At 68.4% G+C, this 25,915-nt stretch carries 22 protein-coding genes; 6 read left to right on the top strand and 16 right to left on the bottom strand.

The window, feature by feature from the left end:
* Positions 1-433 precede the first annotated feature (433 nt).
* Positions 434-1,039: a TetR/AcrR family transcriptional regulator gene (locus ACYVN4_RS11325; RefSeq protein ID WP_460720030.1), complete on the bottom strand. Its 606-nt coding sequence runs from the start codon at positions 1,037-1,039 to the stop codon at positions 434-436.
* Positions 1,040-1,091: 52 nt separating this feature from the next.
* On the opposite strand from ACYVN4_RS11325, the gene ACYVN4_RS11320 reads away from it, so the two are divergent.
* The 3 genes from ACYVN4_RS11320 (at position 1,092) to ACYVN4_RS11310 (ending at position 4,469) form a co-directional block, all read left to right on the top strand.
* The gene (locus ACYVN4_RS11320; protein WP_460720028.1) at positions 1,092-2,051 is read left to right on the top strand and encodes an SDR family NAD(P)-dependent oxidoreductase; all 960 of its coding nucleotides are present in this window, start codon (positions 1,092-1,094) and stop codon (positions 2,049-2,051) included.
* Positions 2,052-2,735: 684 nt separating this feature from the next.
* Positions 2,736-2,942: a CsbD family protein gene (locus ACYVN4_RS11315; protein ID WP_460720026.1), complete on the top strand. Its 207-nt coding sequence runs from the start codon at positions 2,736-2,738 to the stop codon at positions 2,940-2,942.
* 42 nt (positions 2,943-2,984) lie between these two features.
* Positions 2,985-4,469 (top strand): SDR family oxidoreductase, encoded by a 1,485-nt coding sequence (locus ACYVN4_RS11310; RefSeq protein ID WP_460720024.1) that lies wholly within the window; start codon positions 2,985-2,987, stop codon positions 4,467-4,469.
* On the opposite strand, the gene ACYVN4_RS11305 is transcribed toward ACYVN4_RS11310, so the two are convergent.
* The 8 genes from ACYVN4_RS11305 to ACYVN4_RS11270 all read right to left on the bottom strand — a co-directional run bounded on the left by ACYVN4_RS11305 (position 4,414) and on the right by ACYVN4_RS11270 (position 13,874).
* The gene (locus ACYVN4_RS11305; protein WP_460720022.1) at positions 4,414-5,574 is read right to left on the bottom strand and encodes an XdhC family protein; all 1,161 of its coding nucleotides are present in this window, start codon (positions 5,572-5,574) and stop codon (positions 4,414-4,416) included. The two genes, ACYVN4_RS11310 and ACYVN4_RS11305, sit on opposite strands and share 56 nt — an antisense overlap.
* A 45-nt stretch (positions 5,575-5,619) precedes the next feature.
* Complete coding sequence (locus tag ACYVN4_RS11300; RefSeq protein ID WP_460720020.1) at positions 5,620-6,522, bottom strand: FAD binding domain-containing protein; 903 nt, start codon at positions 6,520-6,522, stop codon at positions 5,620-5,622.
* 26 nt (positions 6,523-6,548) lie between these two features.
* Positions 6,549-7,535, bottom strand: a complete 987-nt coding sequence (locus tag ACYVN4_RS11295; RefSeq protein WP_460720018.1) for a CobW family GTP-binding protein — start codon at positions 7,533-7,535, stop codon at positions 6,549-6,551.
* On the bottom strand, positions 7,528-8,928 hold the full coding sequence (locus ACYVN4_RS11290; RefSeq protein ID WP_460720016.1) for a UbiD family decarboxylase: 1,401 nt from the start codon (positions 8,926-8,928) through the stop codon (positions 7,528-7,530). The genes ACYVN4_RS11295 and ACYVN4_RS11290 overlap by 8 nt, the downstream gene beginning before the upstream one ends.
* Entirely contained in the window at positions 8,925-9,557 is a 633-nt protein-coding gene (locus tag ACYVN4_RS11285) for a UbiX family flavin prenyltransferase (RefSeq protein WP_460720571.1), read from the bottom strand. Before ACYVN4_RS11285 ends, ACYVN4_RS11290 begins: the two co-directional genes overlap by 4 nt.
* Before the next feature lie 46 nt (positions 9,558-9,603).
* Positions 9,604-10,962 carry a nucleobase:cation symporter-2 family protein gene (locus tag ACYVN4_RS11280; protein ID WP_460720014.1) on the bottom strand — a complete coding sequence of 453 codons (1,359 nt, stop codon included), beginning with the start codon at positions 10,960-10,962 and terminating at the stop codon, positions 9,604-9,606.
* Between the two features lie 7 nt (positions 10,963-10,969).
* The gene (locus ACYVN4_RS11275; protein ID WP_460720012.1) at positions 10,970-12,352 is read right to left on the bottom strand and encodes a nucleobase:cation symporter-2 family protein; all 1,383 of its coding nucleotides are present in this window, start codon (positions 12,350-12,352) and stop codon (positions 10,970-10,972) included.
* An 85-nt stretch (positions 12,353-12,437) separates the two neighbouring features.
* Positions 12,438-13,874, bottom strand: coding sequence for an amidohydrolase family protein (locus ACYVN4_RS11270; RefSeq protein WP_460720010.1), 1,437 nt, complete (start codon positions 13,872-13,874; stop codon positions 12,438-12,440).
* Between the two features lie 439 nt (positions 13,875-14,313).
* Here ACYVN4_RS11270 and ACYVN4_RS11265 point away from each other — a divergent pair, with 439 nt between their 5' ends.
* Positions 14,314-15,300, top strand: coding sequence for an amidohydrolase family protein (locus ACYVN4_RS11265; protein WP_460720008.1), 987 nt, complete (start codon positions 14,314-14,316; stop codon positions 15,298-15,300).
* Positions 15,301-15,303: 3 nt separating this feature from the next.
* Here ACYVN4_RS11265 and ACYVN4_RS11260 read toward each other — a convergent pair whose 3' ends face one another.
* Complete coding sequence (locus ACYVN4_RS11260) at positions 15,304-16,095, bottom strand: GntR family transcriptional regulator (RefSeq protein ID WP_460720006.1); 792 nt, start codon at positions 16,093-16,095, stop codon at positions 15,304-15,306.
* A gap of 187 nt (positions 16,096-16,282) precedes the next feature.
* Between ACYVN4_RS11260 and pucD the strand changes: the two genes are divergently transcribed.
* Positions 16,283-18,661: a xanthine dehydrogenase subunit D gene (gene pucD, locus ACYVN4_RS11255; RefSeq protein WP_460720004.1), complete on the top strand. Its 2,379-nt coding sequence runs from the start codon at positions 16,283-16,285 to the stop codon at positions 18,659-18,661.
* Here the strand turns inward: pucD and ACYVN4_RS11250 are convergent.
* Positions 18,637-20,124, bottom strand: coding sequence for a PucR family transcriptional regulator (locus tag ACYVN4_RS11250; protein ID WP_460720002.1), 1,488 nt, complete (start codon positions 20,122-20,124; stop codon positions 18,637-18,639). The two genes, pucD and ACYVN4_RS11250, sit on opposite strands and share 25 nt — an antisense overlap.
* Before the next feature lie 222 nt (positions 20,125-20,346).
* On the opposite strand from ACYVN4_RS11250, the gene ACYVN4_RS11245 reads away from it, so the two are divergent.
* A complete protein-coding gene (locus ACYVN4_RS11245) occupies positions 20,347-20,841 on the top strand; it encodes a (2Fe-2S)-binding protein (RefSeq protein WP_460720000.1) in 495 nt (164 codons plus the stop codon).
* 158 nt (positions 20,842-20,999) lie between these two features.
* On the opposite strand, the gene ACYVN4_RS11240 is transcribed toward ACYVN4_RS11245, so the two are convergent.
* The 5 genes from ACYVN4_RS11240 to ACYVN4_RS11220 form a co-directional block, all read right to left on the bottom strand.
* Complete coding sequence (locus tag ACYVN4_RS11240; protein WP_460719998.1) at positions 21,000-22,310, bottom strand: bifunctional o-acetylhomoserine/o-acetylserine sulfhydrylase; 1,311 nt, start codon at positions 22,308-22,310, stop codon at positions 21,000-21,002.
* Positions 22,311-22,339: 29 nt separating this feature from the next.
* The gene (locus ACYVN4_RS11235; protein ID WP_460719996.1) at positions 22,340-22,855 is read right to left on the bottom strand and encodes an OsmC family protein; all 516 of its coding nucleotides are present in this window, start codon (positions 22,853-22,855) and stop codon (positions 22,340-22,342) included.
* 116 nt (positions 22,856-22,971) lie between these two features.
* Positions 22,972-24,117, bottom strand: a complete 1,146-nt coding sequence (locus ACYVN4_RS11230) for an LLM class flavin-dependent oxidoreductase (RefSeq protein WP_460719994.1) — start codon at positions 24,115-24,117, stop codon at positions 22,972-22,974.
* Positions 24,118-24,136: 19 nt separating this feature from the next.
* Positions 24,137-24,691 (bottom strand): NADPH-dependent FMN reductase, encoded by a 555-nt coding sequence (gene ssuE / locus ACYVN4_RS11225; RefSeq protein ID WP_460719992.1) that lies wholly within the window; start codon positions 24,689-24,691, stop codon positions 24,137-24,139.
* 11 nt (positions 24,692-24,702) lie between these two features.
* Entirely contained in the window at positions 24,703-25,911 is a 1,209-nt protein-coding gene (locus ACYVN4_RS11220; RefSeq protein WP_460719990.1) for an SfnB family sulfur acquisition oxidoreductase, read from the bottom strand.
* Between the last annotated feature and the right edge of the window lie 4 nt (positions 25,912-25,915).

The following is a 25,915-nucleotide window of genomic DNA, read 5'->3' as shown; positions in this document are numbered from 1 at the left end:
GCGTGCCCGCGAGAAGACAAGAGCCGCAGCACAAGAACGCCGCCGCGCAATGAATCGCAGGCTGACAGAGCGGCACCTAGACGCTCGATTCGGCACTGAGGTGCAGGTCGCCCGGATCGGTCCGAGTTCTGCACGATGCACCACCCCCGTGACGATGAAAGCGCTGTTTTCCTGGTGCATTGGCGGCCAGTTGTGCGGGGCTATCCGGCCGCAGCCCGCTAACCTTCGGCCTAGCTCTAGCAGTCAGCTTGAAGGTTGGGCCCACGCCCTTCCGGCGGGCCGGATATATATTGCCGATTTCAGCGTCTTGATCAGCGTGCCGTGGGGCCGACATTGCGCCAGCCACACCGCCGATCTCTTCCTCCATGCACGCGCACCATCCCAGTGCCGTGCGCCGACGTCGGCGATGGCTGTGAACGAACCAGGCTTGGGTTCATTTGCCGATCACGAGATCGAGAACGGTATTGACCGCGGTTTCGAACGGACGGATATCCCGTTGCACCTGGGCGAGTAGAAGCCCTCCTTGCAGCGCCGCGAGCAGCGTAGTAGCGAGGTCGTCCGGGTCGATGTCGGGCGGGAGTTTCCCGTCGGCATGAAGCGTTCTGAGTCCATCACTGATAGCGGCTGCCCACCGATCGAACCCTGCCGCGATGAGCGCTCGGGCCTCGGAGTCGCTCTCGGCGAGTTGACCACCGAGCGAACCTAGCTGGCAGCCGCCTATTGCTTGGGTGCGCCTTGCCGCAGCAATCACCATGTTCCGCCAAGCTTCGATGCCGTTCGCGCTGCCGAGCACGTGCGTGTTGCGTTCGACGATGGTGTCGGCTTGGTAGTCGATCACCGCCTGAACAAGTGCGTTCTTGTCGGCGAAGTAGTGGTACAGCTGCGAGCCGCTGACCTCTGCTGCCACCTTGACATCTTCCAAGGTGGTGCCCGCTACCCCGCGCTCATGGATCAAAACCGCGGCCGCCTCGACTATTCGCGCCCTGGTACGCGCGCCTTTGGGTGTGAGCCTCGGCCGGTCGGCCGTCTCGTCGAGCATGAGCCCAGGTTAGCAGATTCTGGGTTGCACAACCCAGTTCGCTATCGCCATAGTGGGTTGCACAACCCATTTCCAGAAGGGACACGCACAAATGACTGATTCAAAACGCAAGACCGCTCTGGTCACGGGCGCCAATGCCGGAATCGGCAAGGAGGTGGCCCGGCAACTGGCAGTGCGTTCCGAGATGGCGCGCATCTATCTGGCCTGCCGGAACGCAGATCGGGCGACAACGGCAAAGGCCGACCTCGAAGCCACTACCGGCCGACGCATCTTCGACATCGTTGTCATGGATGTCGCCGATCTGGATTCGGTCCGAGCCAGCCTGGCGGCCATCGACGGATCCGTCGATGCGTTGGTCATGAACGCCGGTGTCATCGGCCCGCGGGCGATGGGATTGACCGCTGACGGGGTCACCACCGGCTTCGCGACGAACGTCCTCGGCCATGTCGTTCTCCTCGAAGGGCTCCTGGCCGAGGGGCGGCTCGGCGAGGTCGCGGTCCTCGCCGGAAGCGAAGCAGTCCGCGGAGTTCCGAAGTTACGGATGAAAGGGCCATCCTTCGTCTCAACCTCAGCCGATGAACTCGCCACCGTCATCGACGGCAGCTACTTCGCCGACAGGAAAGCTGACTTCAACCTCGCGTTCGGCCAAGCCAAATACATCGGGGCCCTGTGGATGGCCTACCTGGCCCGCCAACACCCCGACCGCCGATTCATCACCGTGAGCCCCGGGAACACCACCGGCACCCAAGCCGCTAGCGACCTTCCCCTACCGATGCGGCTGGCCGCCAAATACGTGATGCCCGCCCTAGGTCTCGCCCACACACTCGACGTGGGAGCGAAGCGGCTCGTCGACGGCGTCACCGATCCGACCCTGTCCAGCGGCGTGTTCTACGCCAGCGCGGCCAACACGCTTACGGGTCCGTTGTTCAACCAGGCGGACTTCTTGCCCGATTTGGCCAACCCCATGTTTCAGGACCACGCCAACGAGGCCATCCATCGGTTCATCTCATGACGACCCCTCGGTTGGGTGACGAGTTCTCCATCGACCTCGGCGGGGCTGCGATGGCCAGCCGCTGCGCCCTCACCTGACGCCCTGGTCGAAGAGTCAAAACGTCGCCGACCTCACCCAATGGATGGACATCCTCATCGCCAGCGCCTCCTAGTTTTCAGGTCAGACGCACACTCCACGAACGCACTATGCCGCGAGGCGCGCGGACCGAACCGGCCAACGCTGGTGCACTGAAGATCAACGGCTGAGCCGGGGTCGGCGGAAAGTCCGCATCTGCCGATCAGCTTGTGGCTCACGGGGTATCGGAGCATCCATTCGTATCCGGGTTCCTTCCAGCCCCCGTTTGCCAAGCTCGTTCGCCAGGGCCCGTGCGTCGGCGAGGGGAAGAGCCCGAACTGTCCGGAGCGCGCACATCACCTCTGCGGGCATGACGTTGTCGCCGATGAGATGCATTATCGCGGGACTGTTCGCGGCCGGGATAGCCGCGCGCATCCCGGCAAGCGGTGTTTCGTAACCACATTCGTTCCAGCGGCTGCCGCATCTTGGACAGTCGCCTTCAAGCTGGTGGATGCCAGCTGCGATGCCGTCGCGCCCGAAACCGGCACGATGGCAGTAGCTGTTGGATAACTGTACGGTTGGTCTGGTGCGCTCGACCGTCGGGCGTGATTGATCGATTCGGAGGGTTTCATGTCTCTGAGTGACAAGATCAGCAATAAGGCCGAGGAGCTCGGCGGTAAGGCCAAGGAAGCGGCCGGGAATCTGACCGGTGACGAGTCACTGCGTGCGGAGGGCAAGGCTGACCAGATCGAGTCGGAGCTGAAGGGCGCGGTGGAGAACGTCAAGGACGCCGTCGAAGGCGCCGTCGACAAGGTCAAGAGCGCCTTCAAGAAGTAGCCTCACGCGCACGGGCGACCTCTCGACGGGCAGGTGTTGCGTATGCGGTGTCTGGTGCTGGGAGCAACGGGGTACATCGGTGGTCGGTTGGTGCCCGCGCTGATCGACGAAGGTCACTCGGTGCGGATCCTGGCACGCAATCCCGGCAAGCTCGCCGAGACGCCATGGCGAGACAAGGTCGACATACTCGCCGGGGATGTCACCGATCCGGATGCCGTCGAGGCCGCGCTCACCGACATCGACGTCCTATATTACCTGGTTCATTCGTTGACCCGTCGCGACTTCGTCGATATCGACCGGCGAGCGGCGAGGACGGTAGCCGGGGCCGCGTCGGCGTCGGGTGTGACGAGGATGGTGTATCTGGGCGGGATCAAGCCCGAGGGGGAGCGGCTCTCGGCGCACCTGTCGTCGCGGGCGGAGGTCGGGGAGATTCTGCTCGCCTCCGGTGTCCCCGCCGTCGAGTTCCGGGCCGCGGTGATCATCGGATCCGGTTCCGCCAGTTTCGAAATGCTGCGCTACCTCTCCGAACGACTGCCCGCGATGATCACGCCCCGTTGGGTGCGCAACCGCATCCAGCCGATCGCCATCCGCGACGTGCTGTACTACCTCACCCACGCCGCCACCCTGCCCGCGACGGTGAATCGATCCTTCGACATCGGTGGGCCCGATGTCTTGACCTACCTCGACATGTTGCGCAGGTACGTCACCCTCGCCGGACTGCCGCGCCGGGCGGTCCTTCCGGTGCCCATTCTGACCCCCTGGCTCTCAGCGCAATGGGTCAACCTGGTCACTCCGGTTCCGCGTGCGATCGCGGTGCCGTTGGTGGAATCGCTGATCCACGAAGTGATTTGCCACGAGCACGACATCGCCGAGTACATACCCGACCCTCCCGGGGGGCTGACCGGGTTCGAACCTGCGGTGCGGCTGGCATTGTCGCGGATCCGCAGTGCCGACGTCTCGACCCGCTGGTCGGACGCCAGCACCCCGGGGGCACCCTCGGATCCGTTGCCCAGCGACCCCGATTGGTCCGGCGGCTCCCTCTATCAAGACCTGCGCGAACGCCGCACCACCGCCGACCCCGAAACCGTGTGGCGGGTCATCGAATCCATCGGCGGTGAACACGGCTGGTACTCGTTCCCGCTGGCCTGGTCGGTCCGCGGATGGGTCGACAAGCTCGCGGGCGGCGCAGGTCTGCGCCGCGGCCGACGCGACCCGCACCGCCTGCACACCGGCGAAGCACTGGACTGGTGGCGGGTCGAACATCTCAACCGTCCCCGGACACTGCGGCTGCGCGCCGAGATGCGAGTGCCCGGTGAGGCGTGGCTGGAATTGTCGGCCATCCCCGAGCCCGACGGCGGCACCCTCTACCGGCAACGTGCCGTCTTCGAACCACGCGGCCTGACCGGGCACGCCTACTGGAAAACGATTGCCCCGTTCCATCACCTCATCTTCGGCGGCATGCTCAGAAACATCACCGGCGCCGCGGAAGCAATGGCTGCCAATTGTCGGCGGGCTCCGGCAGGGTAGACCGTCGACGGGCGGGTGTCGAGGAAACCGTGACCAGGTCGTGGTGGATCGCGCCGTCGGTGTGGGTCAGTGACGCCGCCGCGCCACCGCGGCGAGCCGCGGTGAATTCGGCGGCGATGGCGACGGCGGTCTCGGCGGGGGTGCGCGCGCCCAGGTCCAGGCCGATCGGCGAGTGCAGTCGTGCCGTCTCGGCGTCCTCGATGCCGTCTGCGCGCAGGCGTTCGAGTCGGTCGTGGTGGGTGCGGCGCGAGCCCATCGCTCCCACGTAGGCCACCGGGAGCCGCAGCGCCAGCCTCAGCAGGGGGATGTCGAATTTGGCGTCGTGGGTCAGCACGCACACCACGGTCCGGTCATCGACCAGTCCGCTCTCGACCGCTGCGGCCAGGTAGCGGTGCGGCCAGTCGACGACCACCTCGTCGGCGTCGAAAAACCTGGTGCGCGTGGTGAATACGGGCCGTGCGTCGCACACCGTCACGTGATAGCCCAGCAGCTTCCCGATACTCGCCAGTGCGACCGCGAAATCGGTCGCCCCGAAGATGAGCAGTCGTGGTGGTGGCACGAACGCGGTGACGAACAACTCGGTGCCCGCACAGTCGGGCAGGGACAGCAAGCCGGTCCGGTTCGCGTCGAGCAGCGCGCGGGCCCGATCGATCACCGAGGCGTCGAGATCGGTTGTGCCGGTGGTGCCGAGATGGCGGTCGGGCCAGACCGCTATGGTCGACACCCCCGAACCGAGTACGTGCGCCAGCGCGACACGGTCACCACTGGCGATCGCTTCCAGCGCCCGCGTCGGCACCGGTGCGGGCGTGACCGCCACGTCGATGGAGCCCCCGCAGGTCAATCCGACCGCGTAGGCGTCAGTGTCGCTGTAGCCGAAGGTTTCTCGCATCGCCTGCCCGGTGCGCAGCGACTCGAGGCACAGGTCGTACACCGCGCCGTCCACGCACCCGCCCGAGACGCTGCCGACCGTTTCGCCCTCGGCCGAGACCACCAGCGCGGTCCCGGGCTCGCGCGGGGCGCTCCCGCTCACCGCCACGACGGTGGCCACGGCGTACCGCACGCCCCTCGCATTCCAGTCCCGCAGCCGATCGAGGACATCACGCATCGTCGCCCCCGGTCGCCGTGCCGTGATCGGGTCTCGTCGGCCGAATCACCTTGCGCTCCTTGTCATTCGGGTAATCGGTGTCCCCGAGCGCCGGTACTCGGTCCAAGCCCAGTCCAGCGTTCGCCGGGCGATGACGGACAGGGCGTGGCGGCGGTAGGCGGCGGTGCCGCGGACGTCGTCGATCGGCGAGGCCGCCGCGGCGACGAGCTCGCCGAAGCGGGCGGCGGTGCCCGGCGCGAGGTCGGCGCGGGTCTCCCAGCGCCCGGTGGCCGACAGTTCCTGGCCGAGGAACCGTTCGGCCGCCTCGGCCCGGCGCGGGGTCGGGGCTGCGGAGCCGAATCCGGTACCGACCCTTCCTCGTTCGGGATGCAGTGCCACCGCGAAGGTGGTGACCGCGATGACCATGGCATTGCGGGTGCCGATCTTGGCGAACTGCTGGGGCCCGGTGGCGGCGGGCATCAGGAAGGCGGCGATCAGTTCGTCGGGCGCGAGGGCATTACGTTTGACCCCGGTGTAGAAGTCGGTGATCGGAATGCGGCGCACCCCGCGCACCGAATGTGCTTCCACCAGTGTGTCATCGGTGAGCAGCGGCGGATGCGCGTCACCGGCGGGTGAGGCCGCGCCCAGGTTTCCGCCGACCGTGCCCCGGTTGCGGATCTGCGGCGAGCCGACGGTGCGCGCGGCCATCGCCAGTCCCGGCAGCCGGGCGCCGAGCTCGGTGATGATCCGGTGGTAGGTGACTGCGGCCCCCACGCGCAGATACCCCTCGGCGGGCGTCCATTCGGCGAGCTCGCCGAGGCGGGTGAGATCCAGCAGCGCGGCCGGGCGCGCACGGTCGAAATTGAGGTCGACCATCACGTCGGTGCCCCCGCACAGGGGGACCGCGTCGGGCTGCGCAGCCTTGGCGGCGAGGGCATCGGACCAGGTGGCCGGTTTGAGGAATTCCATGGCGCGGGGCCTTTCCAGCAGTGGGTTCAGTGGGCCAGGCAGGACCGCAGTCCCCGTGCGAGTTCGGTGCGGTCGAGGTCGCGACCGATGAAAACGACCTTGCCGGTGCGGTTCTCACCGCGCCACGGCGTCGAGGGCCGGATGTCGAACACGCTGTGCACGCCCTGCAGCACGAAGCGGCGCGCATCCTGTTCGACGGCGAACAAGCCCTTGATCCGGTAGACGTCGTCGCCGCGCTCGCGCAGGTGCGCGGCCAGCCACCGCTCGAGCGCCGCATGGTCGACGGTGCCGTCGAGTTCGATGCCGACCGAGGTCAGGCTCGGATCATGCTGGTGCCCATCGTCTTCGAGCCAGTGCGGGTCGCCCGACATGGGCCGCGACAGGTCGAAGGCCTCGATGCCCAGCACATCGGCCAGCTCGACATCGGCGTAGCGGCTGGTGATGATGTCGGCGGTCGCGTTGATCGCGCGCACCTCCCCGCGCACGGCCTCGACGTCGGCCGTATCGACCAGATCGACCTTGTTGATCACGATCCGGTCGGCGAAGGCGATCTGGTCGACCACCGCGGAACCCAGCCCCTCATGACCGGATTCGGCGAGATGACCGCGAATGTGCTTGGCGTCGACCAGGGTCACGATGGCGTCCAGCGTGAAATGCGCGGCGATCTCGTCGTCGACGAAGAAGGTCTGCGCGACCGGGTTCGGGTCGGCCAGGCCGCTGGTCTCGATGAGAACGCGGTCGAAGCGGTCGCTGCGGGCCAGTAACGAGCGCAGGATCTCGATCAGATCGGTGCGCGCCGTGCAGCACAGGCAGCAGCCGTTGCTCATCTCGATGATCTTCTCGTCCGCGTTCAGCACGAGATCGTTGTCGATGGGGATCTCCCCGAATTCGTTCTCGATCACCGCGATGCGATGCCCGTGGTTGGCGGTCAGGATGTGATTGACCAGCGTGGTCTTGCCGGACCCGAGGAATCCGGTCAGCACGGTCACCGGAATCTTGTTGTTGTCAGCCATGATTCGCTCCATTCGTGGGTGTGGTGAGGATCGTGCGGGCCCGCCGCAGCGCGTCCTCGGAGATCTCGATGCGCCGGCCCTCGAATCCGGGCCCGCGGGTGGCGTCCAGCCCCATGCGCGAGGTGGTGCCGTCGCCGGTCGAGGACGGGTCCAACGGTGAACCCGGCAGCCCGTCGACGGTGAGGATGTCGCGGTGCGGCTGGAAATGGGTGGCCAGCGCCCACAGCACCGCGCGATCGTCGGTGATGTCGATATCGCTGTCGACTGCGATCACGGTCTTGAGGTATGGGTCCCAGCCCAGCAGCCCGAGCATGATCTGGCGGGCCTGACCGGCACGGGACTGCCGCACCGCCACATAGCAGTGGAAGTGGGTGCCCGAGGTCGGATAGTGCACCGCGGTGACATCCGGGAATCGGGCCATGAGCTTCTCGGCCATCTCCGATTCCCGGGGCACCCGGGCCAGGTTCAGGTGCTCGTCGGTATTGCCGCCCTCGACGTCGAAGAGCATGGGCCGCTCGCGGCGCAGCACCGTGTCGACTCGAAAGACGTTGTTGGTGGAGCGATTCGAGGAATACCCGGAGAACTCGCCGAAGGGCCCCTCCTCGGCGTGCGCGCCGGGATCGATGACCCCCTCGAGCACGAAGTCGGCCCAGGCGGGCACGTCGATGCCGTAGGCAGGGGTGGCCACCACCTCGAGCGGCTCCCCGAACAACCCGCCCGCCACCGCCCGCTCGTCGACCTCGTAACCGACCCGTGCCGAGGCGGCGAGCATGAACAGCGGATGCCCGCCGATGACCATCGCCACCGGCATCGGCTGTCCCAGTTCGGCGTAGCGCGCCAGGATGCGCCAGAGATCGCCTCGCGAATGCAGGCTGGTGGCCAGCTCGTTCGGGGAATGCACCATGGCGCGGTGATAGCTCATGTTCCCGACGCCGGTGTGCGGATCGGCGGCCACGAGGATCCCGCTGGTGATGTAGGGCGCACGGTCGGAGGCGAAGTGGCGCAGCATGGGCAGCGCACCCAGATCGACCTCGGCCCCGGAGAGAATGTGCTCGAGGACGGGGCCGGTGTCCACTCGCCGCGGCGGCAGCGGTGCGGCGGCCCGGGCGGCGAAGCGGCGGTGCAGGTCCTCGGGCGTCGTGCCGAGCATGCGGGCGATCCGGGTGCGTGAGGCGAACATATTGCTCACCACCGGCGCGTCCACGCCATCGACCTTGCGGCACAACAGCATCTCGGCGCGGCCCTGCGCGGCCAGCTCGTAGATCAGGCCGGTGACGCCCTGATCGGCGGGCACGGGATCCTCGACGACCAGCACGTCCTCGGGGTGTTCGCGGCGGTAGCGCTCGACGAAGGCGTGCGGGTCCTGGCCGGGGGAGAGGCTGGGATAGGTCATCGGGCGACTCCGATCGGTCGGGCGGGTGCGGGGCCCTGCCAGCGGGGGAACAGTTCGTGGGCGATGCCGAACTGGTCGAGGATCTTCCCGCTCAGATGGGCGAGCAGGTCCTCGAGGGAGTCGGGGCGCTGATAGAAGGCGGGCACCGGCGGCAGGACGGTCGCGCCCGCCTCGGTCACCGCGGTCATATTGCGCAGATGCACCAGACTCAACGGGGTTTCGCGCGTCACCAGCACCAGCCGGCGGCGCTCCTTGAGGCAGACATCGGCCGCCCGCGACAGCAGATCGTCGGAATAGCCGTGCGCGATGGCCGCCAGCGTCTTCATCGAACACGGCACCACCACCATGCCCATGGTGAGAAACGATCCGGAGGCGATGGAGGCCGCGATATCGCCGCGCTGATGGCAGAAGTCGGCGAGCGCGCCCAGTTCGTCGGCGCGCATGCCCGTCTCGAGTTCGAGGGTGCGATGCGCGGCACGCGAGAGCACCAGATGTGTTTCCACGGCACCGCATCGGCGCAAGGCGGTGAGCAGATGGACGGCCAGCTGCGGCGCGCTCGCACCGGTGACGCCGACGATCAAGCGGGGCCGGCCGGGCGCGGGCCCGCCGTCGGAACTATCGAGAATCATCATGAGCTTTCTGGGATGCGAAGGGCAGCAGGGGAATCCGCGCGGGTCAACCGGTCGACGGCTCCGGCTCGGCGAGCGGTGCCGGGCGGGGATGGAATACCGCGTTGAGCCCGATCGCGAGCAGCGTGCCCGTCGCCACTCCGCTGTCGAGGAACATCTCGGCGAAGTCGGGCAACTGCCGGTAGACGTGCGGGGCGAACGCGGGCACCAGCCCCACGCCCAGCGACAGCATGACGATGGTCAGATTCGCGGAGCTCTCGAAATCGACCCGCGCGAGGATTTGGATGCCCGACACGGTCAGCGCCCCGAAGGTCATGATCGCGGCCGCGCCGATCACCGGCGAGGGAATCGCGGCCGCCACCCGACCGACCGGCTGAAGCACTCCGCACCCGATGAGCAGCACGCCGACCACCACCACCGGATAGCGGCTGCGCACCCGGGTCAGCGCGATCAGGCCGATGTTCTGCCCGAAAGTGGTGTACACGAACCCATTACAGAATCCGCTGCACAGTGTCATCAGCCCGTCCACGCGCAGCAACCGCGCGATATCGCCGGGCCCCACCGGCGTGCCGACCACCCGGCCGACCGCGAGCCCCTGGCCCGAACCCTCGACCATGAGGACGAAGACGATGACCAGGAACAGCAGGACCGAGGGCAGGTCGAACCGCGGTGCGCCGAAGTGCATCGGACCCATCAGCCCGACCACCGGCCCGTCACCGACGTGGGCCAGGGAACCGATCCCGCTCGCCCACCCGGCCACCGCACCGGCGACCAGCGCCAGCAGGATCGACAACTGGCCCAGCAACCCGCGCAGCATCCGCCGGAACACCACCATCAGCGCCATCGTCGCCGCCGCCAGCGCCAGCCGGCCGAGCCCGCCGTAATCGCCTGCGCCCGGGTCGGATCCGGCGACGAGCCGGATACCGACCGGAATGAGCGTCAGCCCGATGAGCGTGATCACGGTGCCGGTCACGACCTCGGGGAACAGGCGCAGCAGCAGGCTGAAATACGGTGCGACGAGCACCCAGACCGCACCCGCGACGAGCAGTGACCCGTACACGGTGGGGAGCCCGCGGCTCTGGCCGACCGCGATCATCGGCACGATGCCGCTCGAGGCCGCGCCCACGACCAGCGGCATGCGGATCCCGAAGCGCCACAGCCCGCCCGCCTGCAGCAGCGTTCCCACCCCGGCGAGCACGAGATCGATGCTCACCAGATCGGCGATCCGGTCGGCGTCCAAGCCGAGGGCGGTGCCGACCACGATGGGCACCACCACCGCACCGGCGTACATGACCAGGGTGTGCTGCAATCCGAGCAATACCGTGTGCCAGAAGGGCATGCGCTCGTCGACGGCGCTCCGCGCGCCGGCAGCGGCGGCGGGGCGGTCGGGCTTGTCGAGGGTCATGGCACGCTCAGCTCGCCGGATTCGGTTGCGCGGGAATCGATTCGGTGTGCGGCTGCGACGTCGCCGGGCGCTGCACTCCATTGAGCAGCAGATTCAGCAGGAACGCGGCGATGCCGCCCGCGGCGATCCCGCTCGACAGCACGGTCTGCAGGGCGATGGGCAGGTGTGCGTAGAAATCGGGAGCGCCCACCGGCATGAGGCCGAACCCGAAAGCGATGGCCACGATCAGGTGATTGCGTGGCCGACTGAAATCGGCTGCGAGCATGAACTTCACGCCGATCGCGCCCAGGGTGCCGAACATGACGATCCCGATGCCGCCCAGTACCGGCCCCGGCAGCGAGGCCACCACCGCGCCGAGTTTGGGCATCAACCCGATGATCACCAGGATCAATCCGGCGGTGGCGACGACGTAGCGGCTCATCACCCGGGTGATGCTGACCAGGCCGACGTTGCCGCCGAAGGTGACGAAGGTGAAGGAGCTGAACACTCCCGCCAATGCCGTCCCGACCCCGTCGGCGCGCAGCGCCCGGGCGATATCGCGCGGTCCGAGTTCGCGGCCCACGATCTCTCCGGTGGCGAAGGTGTCGCCGGTGGATTCCACCATGTTCACCACCTGCACCACGAGCATGGGCAGGATGGCGGCCACCGCGAAGACGGGCGCGCCGAACGAAAACGGATGTGCCAGACCGACTATGGGGGCGCTGCGGGTGGCCGAGAAGTCGGTGAGACCGAGCGGCCAGGCCACCAGTGTGCCGGTCAGCAAGGCGATGAGAATGGCGAAGCGGCCGATGGCCGGACGCGCCACCCGTTCGATGAGCACCACCAGAACCACGGTGCCGAGGGCGAGCAGCAGCCTTTTCGGCGCACCGTGATCGGCGGCCGTCGTCGCTCCCGCGATCAGCCGCGAGGTCGAGGGCAGCAGGGAGAAGCCGATGATGGCGATGGTCGTGCCGGTCACGATCGGCGGAAAATAGGGCGCCAGCTTGGCGAACCACGGCGCGATCAGCCAGGTGAGCACACCGACCACGATGGTCGCGCCGAACACGGCGGGCAGTCCGGCGTTGCCGCCGACGATGATGGCCGGGGTGATGCCGGTGAAGGTGGAACCCATCACGATGGGCAGCCGGACACCGACATTGAACACCCCGAGGGTCTGCAACAGGGTCGCGAAGCCGCTGACCAGAACATTCGCCGTGACCAGCGTGGTGACCTGCGCGGGGGACAGGCCCAGGCCCGCGCCGATGACCAAAGGCACCGTGACCATGCCGGAGTAGGCGACGATCACGTGCTGTAGGGCGAGGGGCACCAGGTGCCGGATCGGGGGCATCGAATCGACGGGGTCGCGCGGTGTGGTGGACCGACTGCGCCGGCGAAGGAACGGGGTGTTCATGGGGGACTCCTGGACGAGCGGATACGACGCGGCGGACGACGTCGTGCAGAGCTGGAGGATCGAAAGAGGCTGGGGCCGTGGGGGATCAGCGGGCGAGTGGCGCGCGCAGGGCACGCATACCGCTCCGCGCGATCAGCTCCTCGGCCCGGAACCCGGCCTCCTCGATCGCGGCGTCCTCGTCGATGAGCAGGCAGCGGCCGTGCTGGTAGACGATGCGGCCGTCGACGATGGTGGTCTCCACATCGGACCCGCGTGCCGAATAGACCAGGGAGCTCACGGGATTGTGCACGGGGCGCACGTGGGGCCGGTCGAGCGCGACGACGATGATGTCGGCCAGTTTTCCCGGGGCCAGCACCCCGGCGTCGATCCCGGCGTAGGCCGCGCCTTCGCGGGTCGCGAGCTCGAGGGCGTCCTCGGCGCGGCAGGCGGTGGGGTCCAGGGTGGCCAGCCGTTGTGCGTAGACCGCGAGCTTCATGGCCTCGAACAGATCCTGGCGGTGTCCGCAGCTGGGCCCGTCACTGCCCAGCGCCACGGTGGCGCCGTGGCGGCGTAGTTCGGCCAAACGCACTGTGCCCGAAGCGAGATAGGCATTGGACGACGGATTGTGGGCGATCTTCGCCCCCGCCACGCCGACCTGTTCGATCTCCTCGGCGTCGAGCCAGATGGCGTGCGCGAGGGTGGCGCGCCGATCCAACAGCCCGGTCTTGGCCAGCCATTGCACCGGCCGTACCCCGTAGGCGTCGAGATAGCCGGTCGGATCGCTGCTGCTCTCACAGCAGTGGGTGTGCCAATGGGTGTCGAACTCCGCGGCCAGTTCCACGCACCGGCGCACGAGCTCCTGGTCCACGTACGTGAGATTCAATGCGGCGGGCCATATCTCGACCTTGGAGCCGCGTGGACGCTGTTGCATCGCCTCCCGCGTCATGGCCACTTCGCTCGCGGTGTCGTAGCGGAACAATCCGTCGGGCTGGCCCCGCCGGGCCGCCACCTCGGTGCGGTCGCCGAGCATCCCGCGCGCCACCGCACCGCGCAGCCCGGCGCCCTCGATGATGCCGGCGACCGCCATGGTCGTCTCGAGATCGCTGGGCGCGTAATGGTTTTCGATGATGGTCGTGGTGCCCGCCCGCAGCGCCTCCACCACGCCGAGCCGGGTGGCGGCGAGGGCGTCCGCCGGCGTCATGGCGATGGAATAGGGCCACATGAACTCGCACAGCCAGGGCACGATGGACATGCCCTCCCCGAGCCCGCGGGCCAGCGCCTGGGCCAGGTGGTTGTGCCCGTCGATCAGGCCCGGCAACACCGCGCGGCCGCGGCAATCGAGCACGGAATCGGCGTGCCAGTCGAGGAATTGGTCATCGGGCCCGACAGCGACGATGCGGGATCCGCGGATCGCGACGGTGCCGTGTTCGTACACGGTGCGCGTGTCGTCGATGGTGATCACCGTGCCGCCGGTGAGCAGCAGATCGCAATGCGGGGTGGGGGAAGCCGGCGTCGTGGACGTCGGCAGTTCGGAGGAAGTCATAGCCGCCTGGGCCTTTCCCGGGCGGCCGCTCGGGCCGCCACATCCGTAGGCGAACGGGAGTCGCGCTCCCGGACCAGGAAGCGAATCCTGGTGTCAGCCGAACGGTTTAACCCAAGTCGGGAGGTCACCGGCAGTGCCGCCGAGCGAGTGGCTCAGCCGCATATACATGTAAACCGGGGGCCGAGTCCTTTGTCAACGCCGAATATTGACCAAGATCACACGGTCTCGACGGTCTGAAAGCCACTGAGCTGGACATACTTTGAACCGTCTCGAGCTGAAATTACATGCAATCCGTTGACGCCGTCGCGGTCGCTGTGGTCCACTCGTGCTATCGAGCCGCCGGTCGGGCCGGCTCGACCACCGTGAGATCCGGTGGGCCCGTAGGTGCGTGTGATTCGCGGCCGGGGATTCAATCCCGACCCGATCGAGGAGAATCACTGTGATCATCGATACCCATGTCCATCCGACCAACCTCGTGGACGAGGCGTGGCGTCACACCGGTGAGCCGTTCACCGGCGAACGCGTCCTGAAGATGATGGACGGACCGTTCTGGATCAACGGCAAACCGCGCCGGGTGGATGTCAGCTGCATCATGCCGCCGCCGGGCAACACCGCCTGGCGGGAAGGCAATCGCAGCGGCCGCGAAGGCATTCGCGACTACCAGGCCTACATCACCTCGCTGGTGCAGAACTATCCGGACCGCTTCATCGGAAACTTCATCTACAACCCGCGATTCGGCCCGGAGAACGGCGCCGCCGAATTGGCCTTCCATGTGCGTGAGCACGGCTACAAAATGATGAAGCTGCACGCGAACATGCACTCCTACCGCCCCGATCGGGCGCTGGACTGGCTGCGCCCGGCCCTGCGCGTGTGCGACGAGCTGGGCGTGACGGTGCTGATCCATACCGGTGACGGCCCGTATTCCATTCCCACGCAGTTCTATCCGATCATTCGCGAGTTCCCCAACGTGAATTTCATTCTGGGGCACTTCGGCATCCAGACCGGCGGCGTCTACTGCTTCGAGGCGTTCTGGATGATCCAGGATTCGCAGAATGTCATCGGTGAATCCGGCTGGCTGCTGCAATCGCGGATCGTGGAGTTCGCCAAGGAGATGAAGAAGTCCAAGATGGTCTTCGGCACCGACTCGCCGCCCAACGAGCCGGGCATGTGGGCGCGCGAGCTCGAGGTGCTCTGCCACGAGCCGCCGCAGGGGTTGAACCTGTCCGAGGACGATCTCGAGGGCTACCTGGGCAACAATATGGCCAAGCTGCTCGGGCTGGCCCCGACCCCGCCGCCGAAGGATCAGGCCGAGGCGGAGGCCTATCTGCGCGGTGAGGTGCCGCAGGCCTCGGCCACCAACTCCCACGCCGATCACTACAGCGGGTACACCCCCTCGGCGTGGGCCGAGGAGGCGGCTCTCGGCTGAGGGCTAGGAGTTCGTCCCGGCGGCCCGCGCACGATCTCGTGCCGGGCCGTCGGGCGTTGCGGGGGTCTGGTCGCCGGTGAGCACCGGCTTGTGCCGCCGGGCCCGTCCCGCGCGCGGGGCTTCGCGGAACTTGGCTTGGGACAAGCGTATTCGCAGCCGCGAAATGTGGCGGCGGGCCGCGGTCTCGGCCAGCTCCGGATCGCCGGTGGCCATGCCCGCCACGATCTGGGCGTGCTCGTCGAGGGCCAGTCGCGGGGCGTCGGCATTGCGCCACAGCGAGTGCAGCGCGATGTGCGAGCGGCCCGCGATGGGCTCCAACGCCGCGCTCAGGTGCGGGTTTCCGGCGATCTCGCGCACCGTCCGGTGGAAGCGCACATCCAGCTCGATGTGGGTGGCCTGGTCCGCGCCGACGGCCAGCGCGTGCTCGTGCTCGTCGATGATCGCGCGCAGCGTGTGCAGGCGGGCGGTGTCGAGCCGCTCGGTGGCCAGGCGGGCGGCCAGGCCCTCCAGGGACTCGCGCACCACGTACAGTTCGCGCAGGTCGTCCAGGTCGACCCGGCTCACCTGGGCGCCGCGATGCGGTGCGTGCACGGCCAGGCCCTCATAGATCAACCGCTGCACCGCTTCTCGCACCGGGGTGCGGCTGACCGCGAGCTGGCGGGCCAGCTCCGGCACGCTCAACGGTGTTCCCGGCGCGAGCTGATTGCGGAAGATCGCGGTCTTGAGCACCTCGTGGATGCTGTCGGTGAGCAGTGCGGCGGAGGGGATGGCCTCCGGGACAGGCGATTCCGCCATGGTGGCCCTCCTGGATGAATATCGAATATTACATGCAATCCTAGAGGCACCGCGGATAGACTTCTCGGCAGGTTCCGGTCGGAATGCGCCGCAGGCCGCGGCGGGTGCTCGTCACGGGGATGGGCCGGGCGACCTGTTCCGATTCCCGGCGTCGCCCAGACGCCTCACAGCGCAGGAGCTCGCGGCCATGCTCGAAGCCATTGACACCCACCATGTTCCGACCGCCTACAGCGGGACCCACCCGCTGGTGCGGGGCTCGCAGACCAGCGCCGGGCTCGGCGTCGGGGCCAGCGCCCGCCGCCCCGACGGCCTGCTCAAGGTCACCGGTGAATTCGCCTACTCCTCGGACCTCTGGCTCGAGGGCATGGTGTGGGCGACCACGGTGCGCAGCCCGTACGCCAGCGCGCGCATCCGATCCATCGACGTGAGCAAGGCATTGGCCGTGGACGGCGTGCACGCGGTGCTCACCCACGAGGACGTCCCCGGCGCGAAGACCTACGGCATGAAGATCGCCGATCAGCCGGTCCTGGCCATCGATCGGGTGCGCTATCAGGGCGAGCCGGTGGCGCTGGTGGCGGCCGATGACCCCGAAATCGCCCGGCGCGCCGCGAAATTGGTGGTCGTCGACTACGAGGAACTCGATCCGCTCACCGACCCCGAACACGCCCTCGACCCCGCCGCCGAGCGCCTGCACGACGGCCCGAACCTGGTGCGGCACGTGAAGATTCGGCACGGCGATATGACGCGGGCGCGCGCCGCCGCCGAGGTCGTCGTCACCGGCGAGTACGAGGTCGGCATGCAGGACCAGGCGTTCCTCGGGCCCGAATCCGGTCTCGCGGTACCCGCCGAGGACGGCGGCGTCGAGCTGTACGTGTCCTCGCAGTGGCTGCACAAGGATCTCGAGCAACTCGCGCCCTGCCTGGCGCTGCCGCCCGAACAGGTGCGTTTGACCATGGCGGGTGTGGGCGGAGCCTTCGGCGGGCGCGAGGATCTGTCGGTCCACGTGCACGCCTGCATGCTGGCGCTGCGGCTGGGCAGACCGGTGAAGATGGTCTACAACCGCTACGAATCGTTCTTCGGCCACGTGCACCGCCATCCGGCCACGATGTACTACGAGCACGGCGCGACCCGCGACGGAAAACTCGTCTACGTCAAGGCCCGGCTGCTGCTCGACGGCGGCGCGTACACCTCCACCTCACCGGTGGTGATCGCCAATGCCGCCTATTTCGTCGCCGGCGCCTACGAGGTGCCGCACGCCGAGATCGACGGCCTGGCGGTCTACACCAACAATCCGCCCTGCGGGGCGATGCGCGGTTTCGGCGCCGTGCAATCGGCCTACGGCTGCGAATCCAATATGGACAAGCTCGCGCGCGCCCTCGGCATGGATCCGCTCGAACTGCGCCTGCGCAATGCCATGACCACCGGGACGGTGCTGCCAACCGGTCAGCCGGTCGACGGCCCGGCGCCGGTGCGGGAACTACTGGAGGCGCTGCGCACCCGGCCGCTGCCGCCCGCGGCGACCAGCGGCGATGTGCGCCTGCTGCCGGGCGGCGTCGGCAATACCACCCACGGCGAGGGCATCCGCCGGGGTGTCGGGTACGCGGTCGGCGTCAAGGCGATCGGCTATTCCGGTGGCGTGGACGACATCTCGACCGCACGGGTGGCGGTGTCGATCACCGCTGGCGAGCCGGTCGTCTCGATTCACACCGCGGCCTCCGAATGCGGTCAGGGGATCACGACGGTCCAATCACAGATCGCCACCACGGAACTGGGTGTCTCCCGGGTGGTGGTGCTGCCCGCCGACACCCGGATCGGCGACGCCGGTTCCGCGTCGGCCTCGCGGATGACCTGGATGTCCGCGGGTGCGGTGCAGGGTGCGTGCAGGCAGGTCGCGCGCGAGATACTGCGCCGGGCCGCCGAGATCACCGGGCACCGGGTGAACGGACTCGTGCTGCGTGACAACGCCATTGCCGACGCGGTGACGGGCGCGAGGATCGCGACCCTGCACGATGTGCTGGGGACCGGCGGCGTGGAGGCCGAATTCGAGTACCACCACCGCCCCACCCAGGCCATCGATCCCGAACGCGGACAGGGCGATGCGCACATCGCGTTCGCGTTCTGCGCGCACCGGGCCGTGGTGGATGTCGACGTGGAGCTGGGACTGGTGCGGGTGGTGGAGCTGGCCGTCGCCCAGGATGTCGGCAAGGCCATGAATCCGCTGGCGGTGCAGGGCCAGATCGAAGGCGGCAGCGCACAAGGACTGGGTTTGGCGCTGATGGAGGAGATCCTGCTGGACGAACGTGGGCGGGTGCGCAATCCGTCGTTCACCGACTATCTGATCCCCACCATTCTGGACGTGCCGCCGATGCCGATCTCACTGTTCGAGTTCGCGCATCCGGATTCGCCCTACGGGCTCAACGGCGTCGGTGAGCCGCCCACCCTGTCGTCCACCCCGGCGATTCTCAACGCACTGCGGGACGCGACCGGTCTGGACCTGCCGCGAGTTCCCCTGCGGCCGCACGATATCGCGCTGGCCGACGGTCAGCGCAGCGCCAGTGCCAGATAGAAGTCGACGCGGTCCTCGAAGCGTGACAGGTCGCGGCCGGTGAGCTCCTCGATGCGCTGAATGCGGTAACGCACCGTGTTCACGTGCAGGTACATCGTCGCGGCGCATTTGGCCCAGGACCCGGAGACGTCGAGGAAGGTCTCCAGGGTGGTGAGCAGGTCGGCGCGGTGCTCGCGATCATAGGCCAGCAGCGGTTCGAGCAGCTCGCGCCGGAAGTCGCGGCGCGTGTTCCCGGGCACGCTGGCGAGCAACGCTGTCCTGGAGGCGAGTTCGTCGCGACCGACCACTCGGCTGGGCTCGGTGTGCTCGGCGGCGATCCGGCAGGCGTAGCGCGCCTCCTCGATCGCGCCGGGCAAGCCCTCGACCGCCACCGCGCCGCTGATCCCGACGCAGAGCCGGTCGCCGTCGAGGCCGGCGGCCAGGGCGGCGACGGTGCGGGGGAGCGCGGCGAGAGTTTTGTTGTCGGCGCGCAGCAACGCCACCGCCGTTTCCGCGATCAGGCCGACAACCGGTGTCGCGCCGGTGAGGATTTCGCGCAGCAGGCCCGCCAGTTCGTGGCGATACCGGTTGCGCAGTCCGGTGAGGGCCACCGAGGCATACTTCCCCTCGCTGCCCAGCCCGACCGGCTGTAGCTGCGAATTCAGCAGTGCCGGTGCGGGATCGGAGGCTACGAGATCGATCAGCCGCTGGTCCGCCGACCCCTGCGCGGGGGTCGGCGTGCGCAGCTGGGCGACCAAGGCGGCCAATTCGCGCGCCAGCGTGCGATGTTCGTCAGGCCATTCGGCGTAGTCGCCCTCAAGGACCAGTAGCCGATCCAGAATCCGGGGCGTGCCGTCCTCGTCGGCGGCGAGGATCGAGTAGGCGATTCCGTTGTCGCGCAGCACCGTGGGCAGCGTCGCGGCGGTGAGGAAGGCCGCGGTGGCGGCCTCGGGCGGCGCGAGCGCGGCTCCGGCCACGACCCGTCCGGTGGCGGTGAGAATCCAGCACCGGATGCCGAGATGCTGCTCGACCAATTCCAGCAGGGGCGCGAGACCATTGCCGGCCAGGTGGCTGCGGTGCCGATCGAGAACGGCGCTGAGGTCCCCGGCCCGGCCGGTGGACAGCTCGCGATTGACGCGTTCGGTGATGATCTCGAATCTCAACGCGCGCGGGACCCGCAGCAGCGGAATCCCGTGGCGGTCACAGGCTGCGACGACGTCGTCGGGAATCCCGTCGTATCTGGCCTGGCCCGCGAGCAGGGCCGTGGCGCCGGCGGCGGCCAGCGCGCGCACGAACACGTCACTGTCGGCCGGATGCTGTCGCCAGTGCAGTCCGGTGAGCACGAGTTCGCCACCGGACAGGTAGCGGCCGGGCTCGAGCAGATTCGTCGTGACCAGCCATCGGACCTCGCGATCCAGGGCCGAGTCTCCGGTGACGAGTTCGAGCCCCAGGTCGGTCATGGTGAGCACGGAACCCAGTAGCACGATCACCCACGCTATCAGCCGGTTCCCTTGGATGAACGCACAATCGGACACCGTTGTGGCGGTGCGGGATTCGGAGACCGGAGCGCTGTCCCGCGCGAAAGGGGAGTGCTGCAATGGAGGCGGGGCCCTTCGGGCCCGTGGCCGCGGTGCAATTCCTCTGGCGCGTGGCGGCTTCCGGCGAGCGGCCGGAATTCGATTTCCCGACCGAAAGGACGTGGCCCGATGCGCGTCACATTCACTGTCAACGGCTCACCCGAAATCGTCGATGAGGTATGGCCGGGCGAGAGTCTGCTCTCCATGCTGCGCGACCGGATCGGCCTGTCGGGCTCCAAGAACGCCTGCGAGCAAGGCGAATGCGGTTCGTGCACCGTGTATCTGGACGGCGCGCCGGTGTGCGGCTGCCTGGTGGCGGCCGGCCAGGTGGAAGGCCGGTCGGTGCGCACGGTCGAGGGCCTGGCCACCGGATCGCAGCTGGACGGGGTCCAGGAGGCGTTCCTGGAGGCCGGTGCGGTGCAGTGCGGCTTCTGCACGCCCGGATTGATCGTGCAGACACACGACCTGATCGAGCGCGTCGCACGGCCCTCCGATACCGAGATCCGCGAGGCGCTGGCCGGAAACCTCTGCCGCTGTACCGGTTACGAGAAGATCATGGACGCGGTCCGGCTGGCGGCCGAGCGCCGCGTGTCCCGTGAACCCGCCGGGACGGTCGAGTCGTGACGGCGATGCTCGTAGGTCGCGCTCACAGCCGGGAATGCGAACTGCCCCGGGAACTCACGCTCCCGCCCATGAGCACCCCGGCGCAGCCGCAGGCCGGAAGGTCTGCGGCTGCGCCGGGGTGGTAATCGGTCGTGAATTATTCGGTGGCGCTGGATGGTTCAGGCTTCCAGGGCTGCGAAGCCGGTGCGGAGGTCGGCGAGGATGTCGTCGATGCCTTCGATGCCGACGGCGAGGCGGACCAGGCCGGGGGTGACGCCGGCGGCGAGTTGTTGTTCGGGGGTGAGTTGGGAGTGGGTGGTGGAGGCGGGGTGGATCACCAGGGAGCGTACGTCGCCGATGTTGGCGACGTGGCTGTGCAGGGTGAGGGCCTCGACGAAGCGCTTGCCGGCGTCGACGCCGTCGGCGAGTTCGAAGCCGATGATCGCGCCGACTCCCTTGGGGGCCAGCTGCTTTCCGCGCTCGTACCAGGGGGAGGAGGGCAGGCCCGCGTAGGAGACGGAGGTGACTTCCGGTCGCTCGGTGAGGAATTCGGCGACGGCTCGGGCATTGCTGACGTGCCGTTCGAGTCGCAGGCTGAGGGTTTCCAGGCCCTGGCTGATGAGGAAGGCGTTGAACGGGGAGATCGCCGAGCCGAGATCGCGCAGGAGTTGGACGCGGGCCTTGAGCGCGTAGGCGGGTGCGCCGAGATCGGCGTAGACGACACCGTGGTAGCTGGGGTCGGGTTCGGTGAAGCCGGGGAATCGTCCACCGCGCCAATCGAAGGTGCCGCCGTCGACGATCACGCCCGCGATGGCCGCGCCGTGGCCGCCCAGATACTTGGTCGCCGAGTGCACGACGATGTCGGCGCCGTGCGCGAACGGCTGGATCAGATAGGGGGTGGCGACGGTGTTGTCGACGATGAGCGGAATGCCCGAACCGTGGGCGACCTGCGCGATGCCGGGGATGTCGAGGATGTGGTTCTGCGGGTTGGAGATCGTCTCGCCGTAGAAGGCCTTGGTGTTCGGGCGGATCGCCGCGCGCCACTGCTCGAGATCGTCGGGGTCCTCGACGAAACTCACCTCGATGCCCAGCTTCGGCAGCGTGTACCGGAACAGATTGTAGGTGCCGCCGTAGAGGCGTGGGCTGGACACGAGGTGATCGCCCGCGCCCGCGATATTGAGGATCGCGAAGGTCTCCGCCGCCTGCCCCGAGGCCAGCAACAGCGCGGCCACACCGCCTTCCAGCGCGGCGATGCGCTGTTCGACCGCGTCCTGGGTGGGATTCATGATGCGGGTGTAGATATTGCCCGGCTCGGCCAGCCCGAACAGCGCTGCCGCGTGGGCGGTGTCGCGGAAGGTGTAGGAGGTGGTCTGGTAGATCGGCAGGGCACGGGCGTTGGTCGTGCCGTCGGGGGTCTGCCCCACGTGGATCTGCTTGGTCTCGAAACTCCAAGCGGCGGTGGGGTCTTCGGGGAGATCTGCTGCGGTCATCGGGGCCTCCGGATGGTGATCGGCGTGAATTACTGTGTGACGAGGGTGGTTTCGACCGGCGTGTGGCCGGTGGTGAGATCCAGGACCGGGCAGTGCGCGTCCACGACCCGCTGCAGTTCGGCATAGCGCTCGGCCGCTTCCGGTCCGCTGATCCGGACGGTGACGCGCACCGCCTGGAAGCCGGGGCGCACGGTGTCGTCGAGGCCGAAGAATCCGCGCACGTCCAGATCTCCTTCGGCGTCGATGGACAGTTCCTCGACCGTGACACCGAGTCGTTGTGCCCAGAAGCGGTAGGTGACCACCTGGCAGGCGATCAGCGAGGCCAGATACACCTCGACCGGGTTCGGCGCGCTCCCCTCGCCGCCGAGGGCGGGCGGCTCGTCCACCCGAACCGTGTACTGCCCCAGGGCGATCGCGCTGCCCACCGTGCCTTCCGGTGTTCCCGCGGCGCGAAAGGTCACCCGGCCTTTGGCGGCATCCTCGGCGATGGCCTGCGCGGTCGCCTCGACGATCGCGTTCAACGGCGTGCTCAGCTCAGTGGTCATACTCGGCGACGGTATGTCGTGGCAGCGCGGTGAACGACCATAAGAGTTGCGGTGAGCCGAACCCGGCAACCGCTCAGCGACGTCGAGCGAAGTCCTGCGACACGCCCGGGGGATTGTCAGCGGGCGAACGGGACCGTCGCCGCGATCGAGGCGTCGGCCGTTCTGAATGGGTGCTGCCACAGCCCTTTTCGATGCAGGATCGGGAGGACGCCCTCCCCGAACCAGTACGCCTCTTCGAGGTGCGGATGACCGGAGAGCACGAATTCGTCGATGCCGAGCGCGTGGTACTCCTCGATGCGTTCGGCGACCTCACGGTGACTGCCGACCAGTGCGGTCCCGGCGCCGCCGCGCACGAGTCCGACTCCCGCCCACAGATTCGGGGAGACCTCGAGGTCGGAGGTGGTGCCGCCGTGCAGGGCCAGCATGCGGCGCTGGCCTTCGGATCCGCTGCGGGCCAGGCCGGCTTGCACGGTGGCGATGGCGGCGGGGTCGAGCGCGTCCAGCAGCCGGGCGGCTTCGGCCCAGGCTTGTTCGGCGCTGTCGCGGCTGATGACGTGCAATCGGATTCCGAAGCGGGGTGGCGTGCGGCCCGCGTCGGCGGCCTGTTCGCGGATCCAGTCGATTTTGGCGGCGACCGCCGCCGGCGGTTCGCCCCAGGTGAGGTAGACGTCGACGTGCCGGGCGGCGACCCGGCCCGCGGCGGCCGAGGAGCCGCCGAAGTAGATGTCGGGCCGCGGGTGCGGGATTCGGTCGAGCGCCGCGTCGGTGACGTGAATGTGCTCGCCCTGCCACGTGACTCGTTCCCCGGCCCACAGTCGCCGGAGCACGGTGAGGAATTCGTCGGCGCGCCGGTAGCGCTGCTCCTTGTCGAGATGGTCGCCGTAGGCGCGTTGTTCGTGGTCTTCGCCGCCGGTCACCACGTTCAGCAGCAGCCGTCCCCCGGTGTGGCGCTGGTAGGTGGCGGCCATCTGGGCCGCGAGGGTGGGGGAGACCAGTCCGGGGCGGAAGGCGACCAGGAACTTCAATCGTTCGGATTCGCGGGCCAGGATCGCGGTGGTCAGCCACGCGTCCTCACACCAGGCGCCGGTGGGGGTGAGCGCCGCTTCGAAACCCAATTGCTCCGCGCTGCGCACGATTTGGGACAGATAGCCGATGTCGGCCTGGCGGTCACCGCTCGCGGCGGTCACCGCGGTGCCGTGACCGCCGCCGACGAGATAGCGGCTGTCGCCGTAGGTGGGCAGGAACCAGTGGAAGCGCAACATGTCCGGCGTACCTTCCGTATCAGGCGGTGACGGGTGCCCGGCGGGCGGCCAGCGCGGCCGAGAACGCGTCGACGATCGGGTACAGGGCTTCGGCGGCACGGGTTTCCAGGGTCGCGGCGGTGCCGTCGGCGGCGGTTTCGATGTGCTGGTCGAGCACGAACCAGCCGGGCACGATGTGGTCGGCGCCGAGCGAGGACAGCACCGGTCGCAGCGCGTAGTCGATCGCCAGGACGTGTGCGGGGCTGCCGCCGGTCACGATCGGCAGAACGACCTTGCCCGCCAACGCGAACTGCGGCAGCAGATCCAGCAAGGTCTTGAGCAGCCCGCTGTAGGCCGCCTTGTACACCGGCGAGGCGACGACCACGCCGTCGGACTCGGCGATGGCCGCGGCCACCGCCGCGATCTCGGGATGGGTGGCGTCGGCGTGCAGGAGCGCGTGCGCGGGCAGATCCCGCACCCGCACGGTGGTGACGGTGTGGCCGTCACCGCGCAGGCGCCTGGCCAGATGCTCCGACAGGGCCGCGGTCCGTGAGGTCGCTGACGGGCTGCCGGACAGGACGATCAGGGTGGGCATGGAAGGCTCCTTTAGAGGACGCCGTGCCGCGGTGGCGGCGTGCCGGCGAGCAGGTAGCGACCGATGTGCTGGAACTTCCAGCGGATCGGGTCGTGGAGGGTGTGGGTGCGGGCGTTGCGCCAATGCCGGTGCAGGTTCAGCGAATCCGATGCCGAGCGCGTGCCCGAGACCTCGAACAGCGCGTTGGTCACCTCGATCGCGGCCCGATCGGCGGCGGCTTTCGCGGTGGCGACGGCGATGGACGCGGCCGCGGCGCTCTCGGTGTCGAGGTCGGCATGGGACCGGTCGATGGTCTGGCCTGCCACGGCCAGTAGCGCCTCGGCGGCGCGGACGGTGACCTCGAGTTCGCCGAATCGCTGGATCGTGAGCGGATCCTCGGCGGCCTGCTCCACGCCTGCCTCGAACCACGGTCTGCTGCGGGTCCGGACGAACTCGGCCGCCTCCTCGAGCGCCCCGCGGGCGATACCGGTATCGATCGCGGCGTGCAGGACTTGCGCTCGCGCACCGTAGAGCTGCGGACCCGTGAACGTGAGGTGGTGCGGCACAACGTGATCGGCGGGCACTCGGACGCCGTCGAGGCGCACGGTGCCGCTGGCGGTGGTGCGCTGCCCCATGCCGTCCCAGTCGTCGACGACGGTCAGGCCGTCGGCGGTGGCGGGGGTGTAGGCGACCACGATCTTGTCGTCGTCGTTCTTGGCCAGCACCGGAATCCAGTGCGCGAACAGCGCACCGGTCGAATAGTGCTTCACCCCGTCGAGGACGTATCCGCCGTCCGGGTGCGCCCGCAACCGGGTGCGATAGTCCTGTACGTGCTTGGTGCCCGCCTCGGATTGCGCATTGCCGAACCGCCTGCCCGCCAGCACCTCTCCGAACAGAAAACGCTGCAGCTCTTCGGTTCCGTTCTCGCGCAATGCGTTCACGTACACGAAGTGACTGTGCGGGATCTGCGCGATATTGGGGTCGGCGGCCGCGAGCAGCCGGAACACCTCCACCACCACGGCGGTCGGCAGCTCCGCGCCCCCGAATTCGCGCGGCACGGTGATGCCGAGCAGCCCGCTGGCGGACAGCTCGTCCAGCTCGGCGCGCGGCAGCAGCCGGTGTGCGTCGCGTTCGGCCGCGCCGGCGGCGAAGCGGGCGGCGAGCCGCGTCGCGACCGCCAACGCCTGTTCGGCGTCGGCGATCACGTCCGCGGCGACCACCCGATCAGCGATCTCGGTCATGCTG

The organism is Nocardia heshunensis (assembly GCF_054782115.1).
This window is presented reverse-complemented; position numbering and strand designations above follow the sequence as displayed.

Excerpts from the sequence above, each read along its gene's own strand:
- ACYVN4_RS11315 (WP_460720026.1), top strand. The coding sequence starts at position 2,736 with ATGTCTCTGAGTGACAAGATCAGCAATAAGGCCGAGGAGCTCGGCGGT.
- ACYVN4_RS11240 (WP_460719998.1), bottom strand. The coding sequence starts at position 22,310 with ATGACCGCAGCAGATCTCCCCGAAGACCCCACCGCCGCTTGGAGTTTC.
- ACYVN4_RS11270 (WP_460720010.1), bottom strand. The coding sequence starts at position 13,874 with ATGACTTCCTCCGAACTGCCGACGTCCACGACGCCGGCTTCCCCCACC.
- ACYVN4_RS11305 (WP_460720022.1), bottom strand. The coding sequence starts at position 5,574 with ATGCGTGATGTCCTCGATCGGCTGCGGGACTGGAATGCGAGGGGCGTG.
- ACYVN4_RS11325 (WP_460720030.1), bottom strand. The coding sequence starts at position 1,039 with ATGCTCGACGAGACGGCCGACCGGCCGAGGCTCACACCCAAAGGCGCG.
- ACYVN4_RS11300 (WP_460720020.1), bottom strand. The coding sequence starts at position 6,522 with ATGGAATTCCTCAAACCGGCCACCTGGTCCGATGCCCTCGCCGCCAAG.
- ACYVN4_RS11295 (WP_460720018.1), bottom strand. The coding sequence starts at position 7,535 with ATGGCTGACAACAACAAGATTCCGGTGACCGTGCTGACCGGATTCCTC.
- pucD (WP_460720004.1), top strand. The coding sequence starts at position 16,283 with ATGCTCGAAGCCATTGACACCCACCATGTTCCGACCGCCTACAGCGGG.
- ssuE (WP_460719992.1), bottom strand. The coding sequence starts at position 24,691 with ATGCCCACCCTGATCGTCCTGTCCGGCAGCCCGTCAGCGACCTCACGG.
- ACYVN4_RS11285 (WP_460720571.1), bottom strand. The coding sequence starts at position 9,557 with ATGATTCTCGATAGTTCCGACGGCGGGCCCGCGCCCGGCCGGCCCCGC.
- ACYVN4_RS11280 (WP_460720014.1), bottom strand. The coding sequence starts at position 10,962 with ATGACCCTCGACAAGCCCGACCGCCCCGCCGCCGCTGCCGGCGCGCGG.
- ACYVN4_RS11245 (WP_460720000.1), top strand. The coding sequence starts at position 20,347 with ATGCGCGTCACATTCACTGTCAACGGCTCACCCGAAATCGTCGATGAG.
- ACYVN4_RS11230 (WP_460719994.1), bottom strand. The coding sequence starts at position 24,117 with ATGTTGCGCTTCCACTGGTTCCTGCCCACCTACGGCGACAGCCGCTAT.
- ACYVN4_RS11275 (WP_460720012.1), bottom strand. The coding sequence starts at position 12,352 with ATGAACACCCCGTTCCTTCGCCGGCGCAGTCGGTCCACCACACCGCGC.
- ACYVN4_RS11235 (WP_460719996.1), bottom strand. The coding sequence starts at position 22,855 with ATGACCACTGAGCTGAGCACGCCGTTGAACGCGATCGTCGAGGCGACC.
- ACYVN4_RS11290 (WP_460720016.1), bottom strand. The coding sequence starts at position 8,928 with ATGACCTATCCCAGCCTCTCCCCCGGCCAGGACCCGCACGCCTTCGTC.
- ACYVN4_RS11260 (WP_460720006.1), bottom strand. The coding sequence starts at position 16,095 with ATGGCGGAATCGCCTGTCCCGGAGGCCATCCCCTCCGCCGCACTGCTC.
- ACYVN4_RS11220 (WP_460719990.1), bottom strand. The coding sequence starts at position 25,911 with ATGACCGAGATCGCTGATCGGGTGGTCGCCGCGGACGTGATCGCCGAC.
- ACYVN4_RS11310 (WP_460720024.1), top strand. The coding sequence starts at position 2,985 with ATGCGGTGTCTGGTGCTGGGAGCAACGGGGTACATCGGTGGTCGGTTG.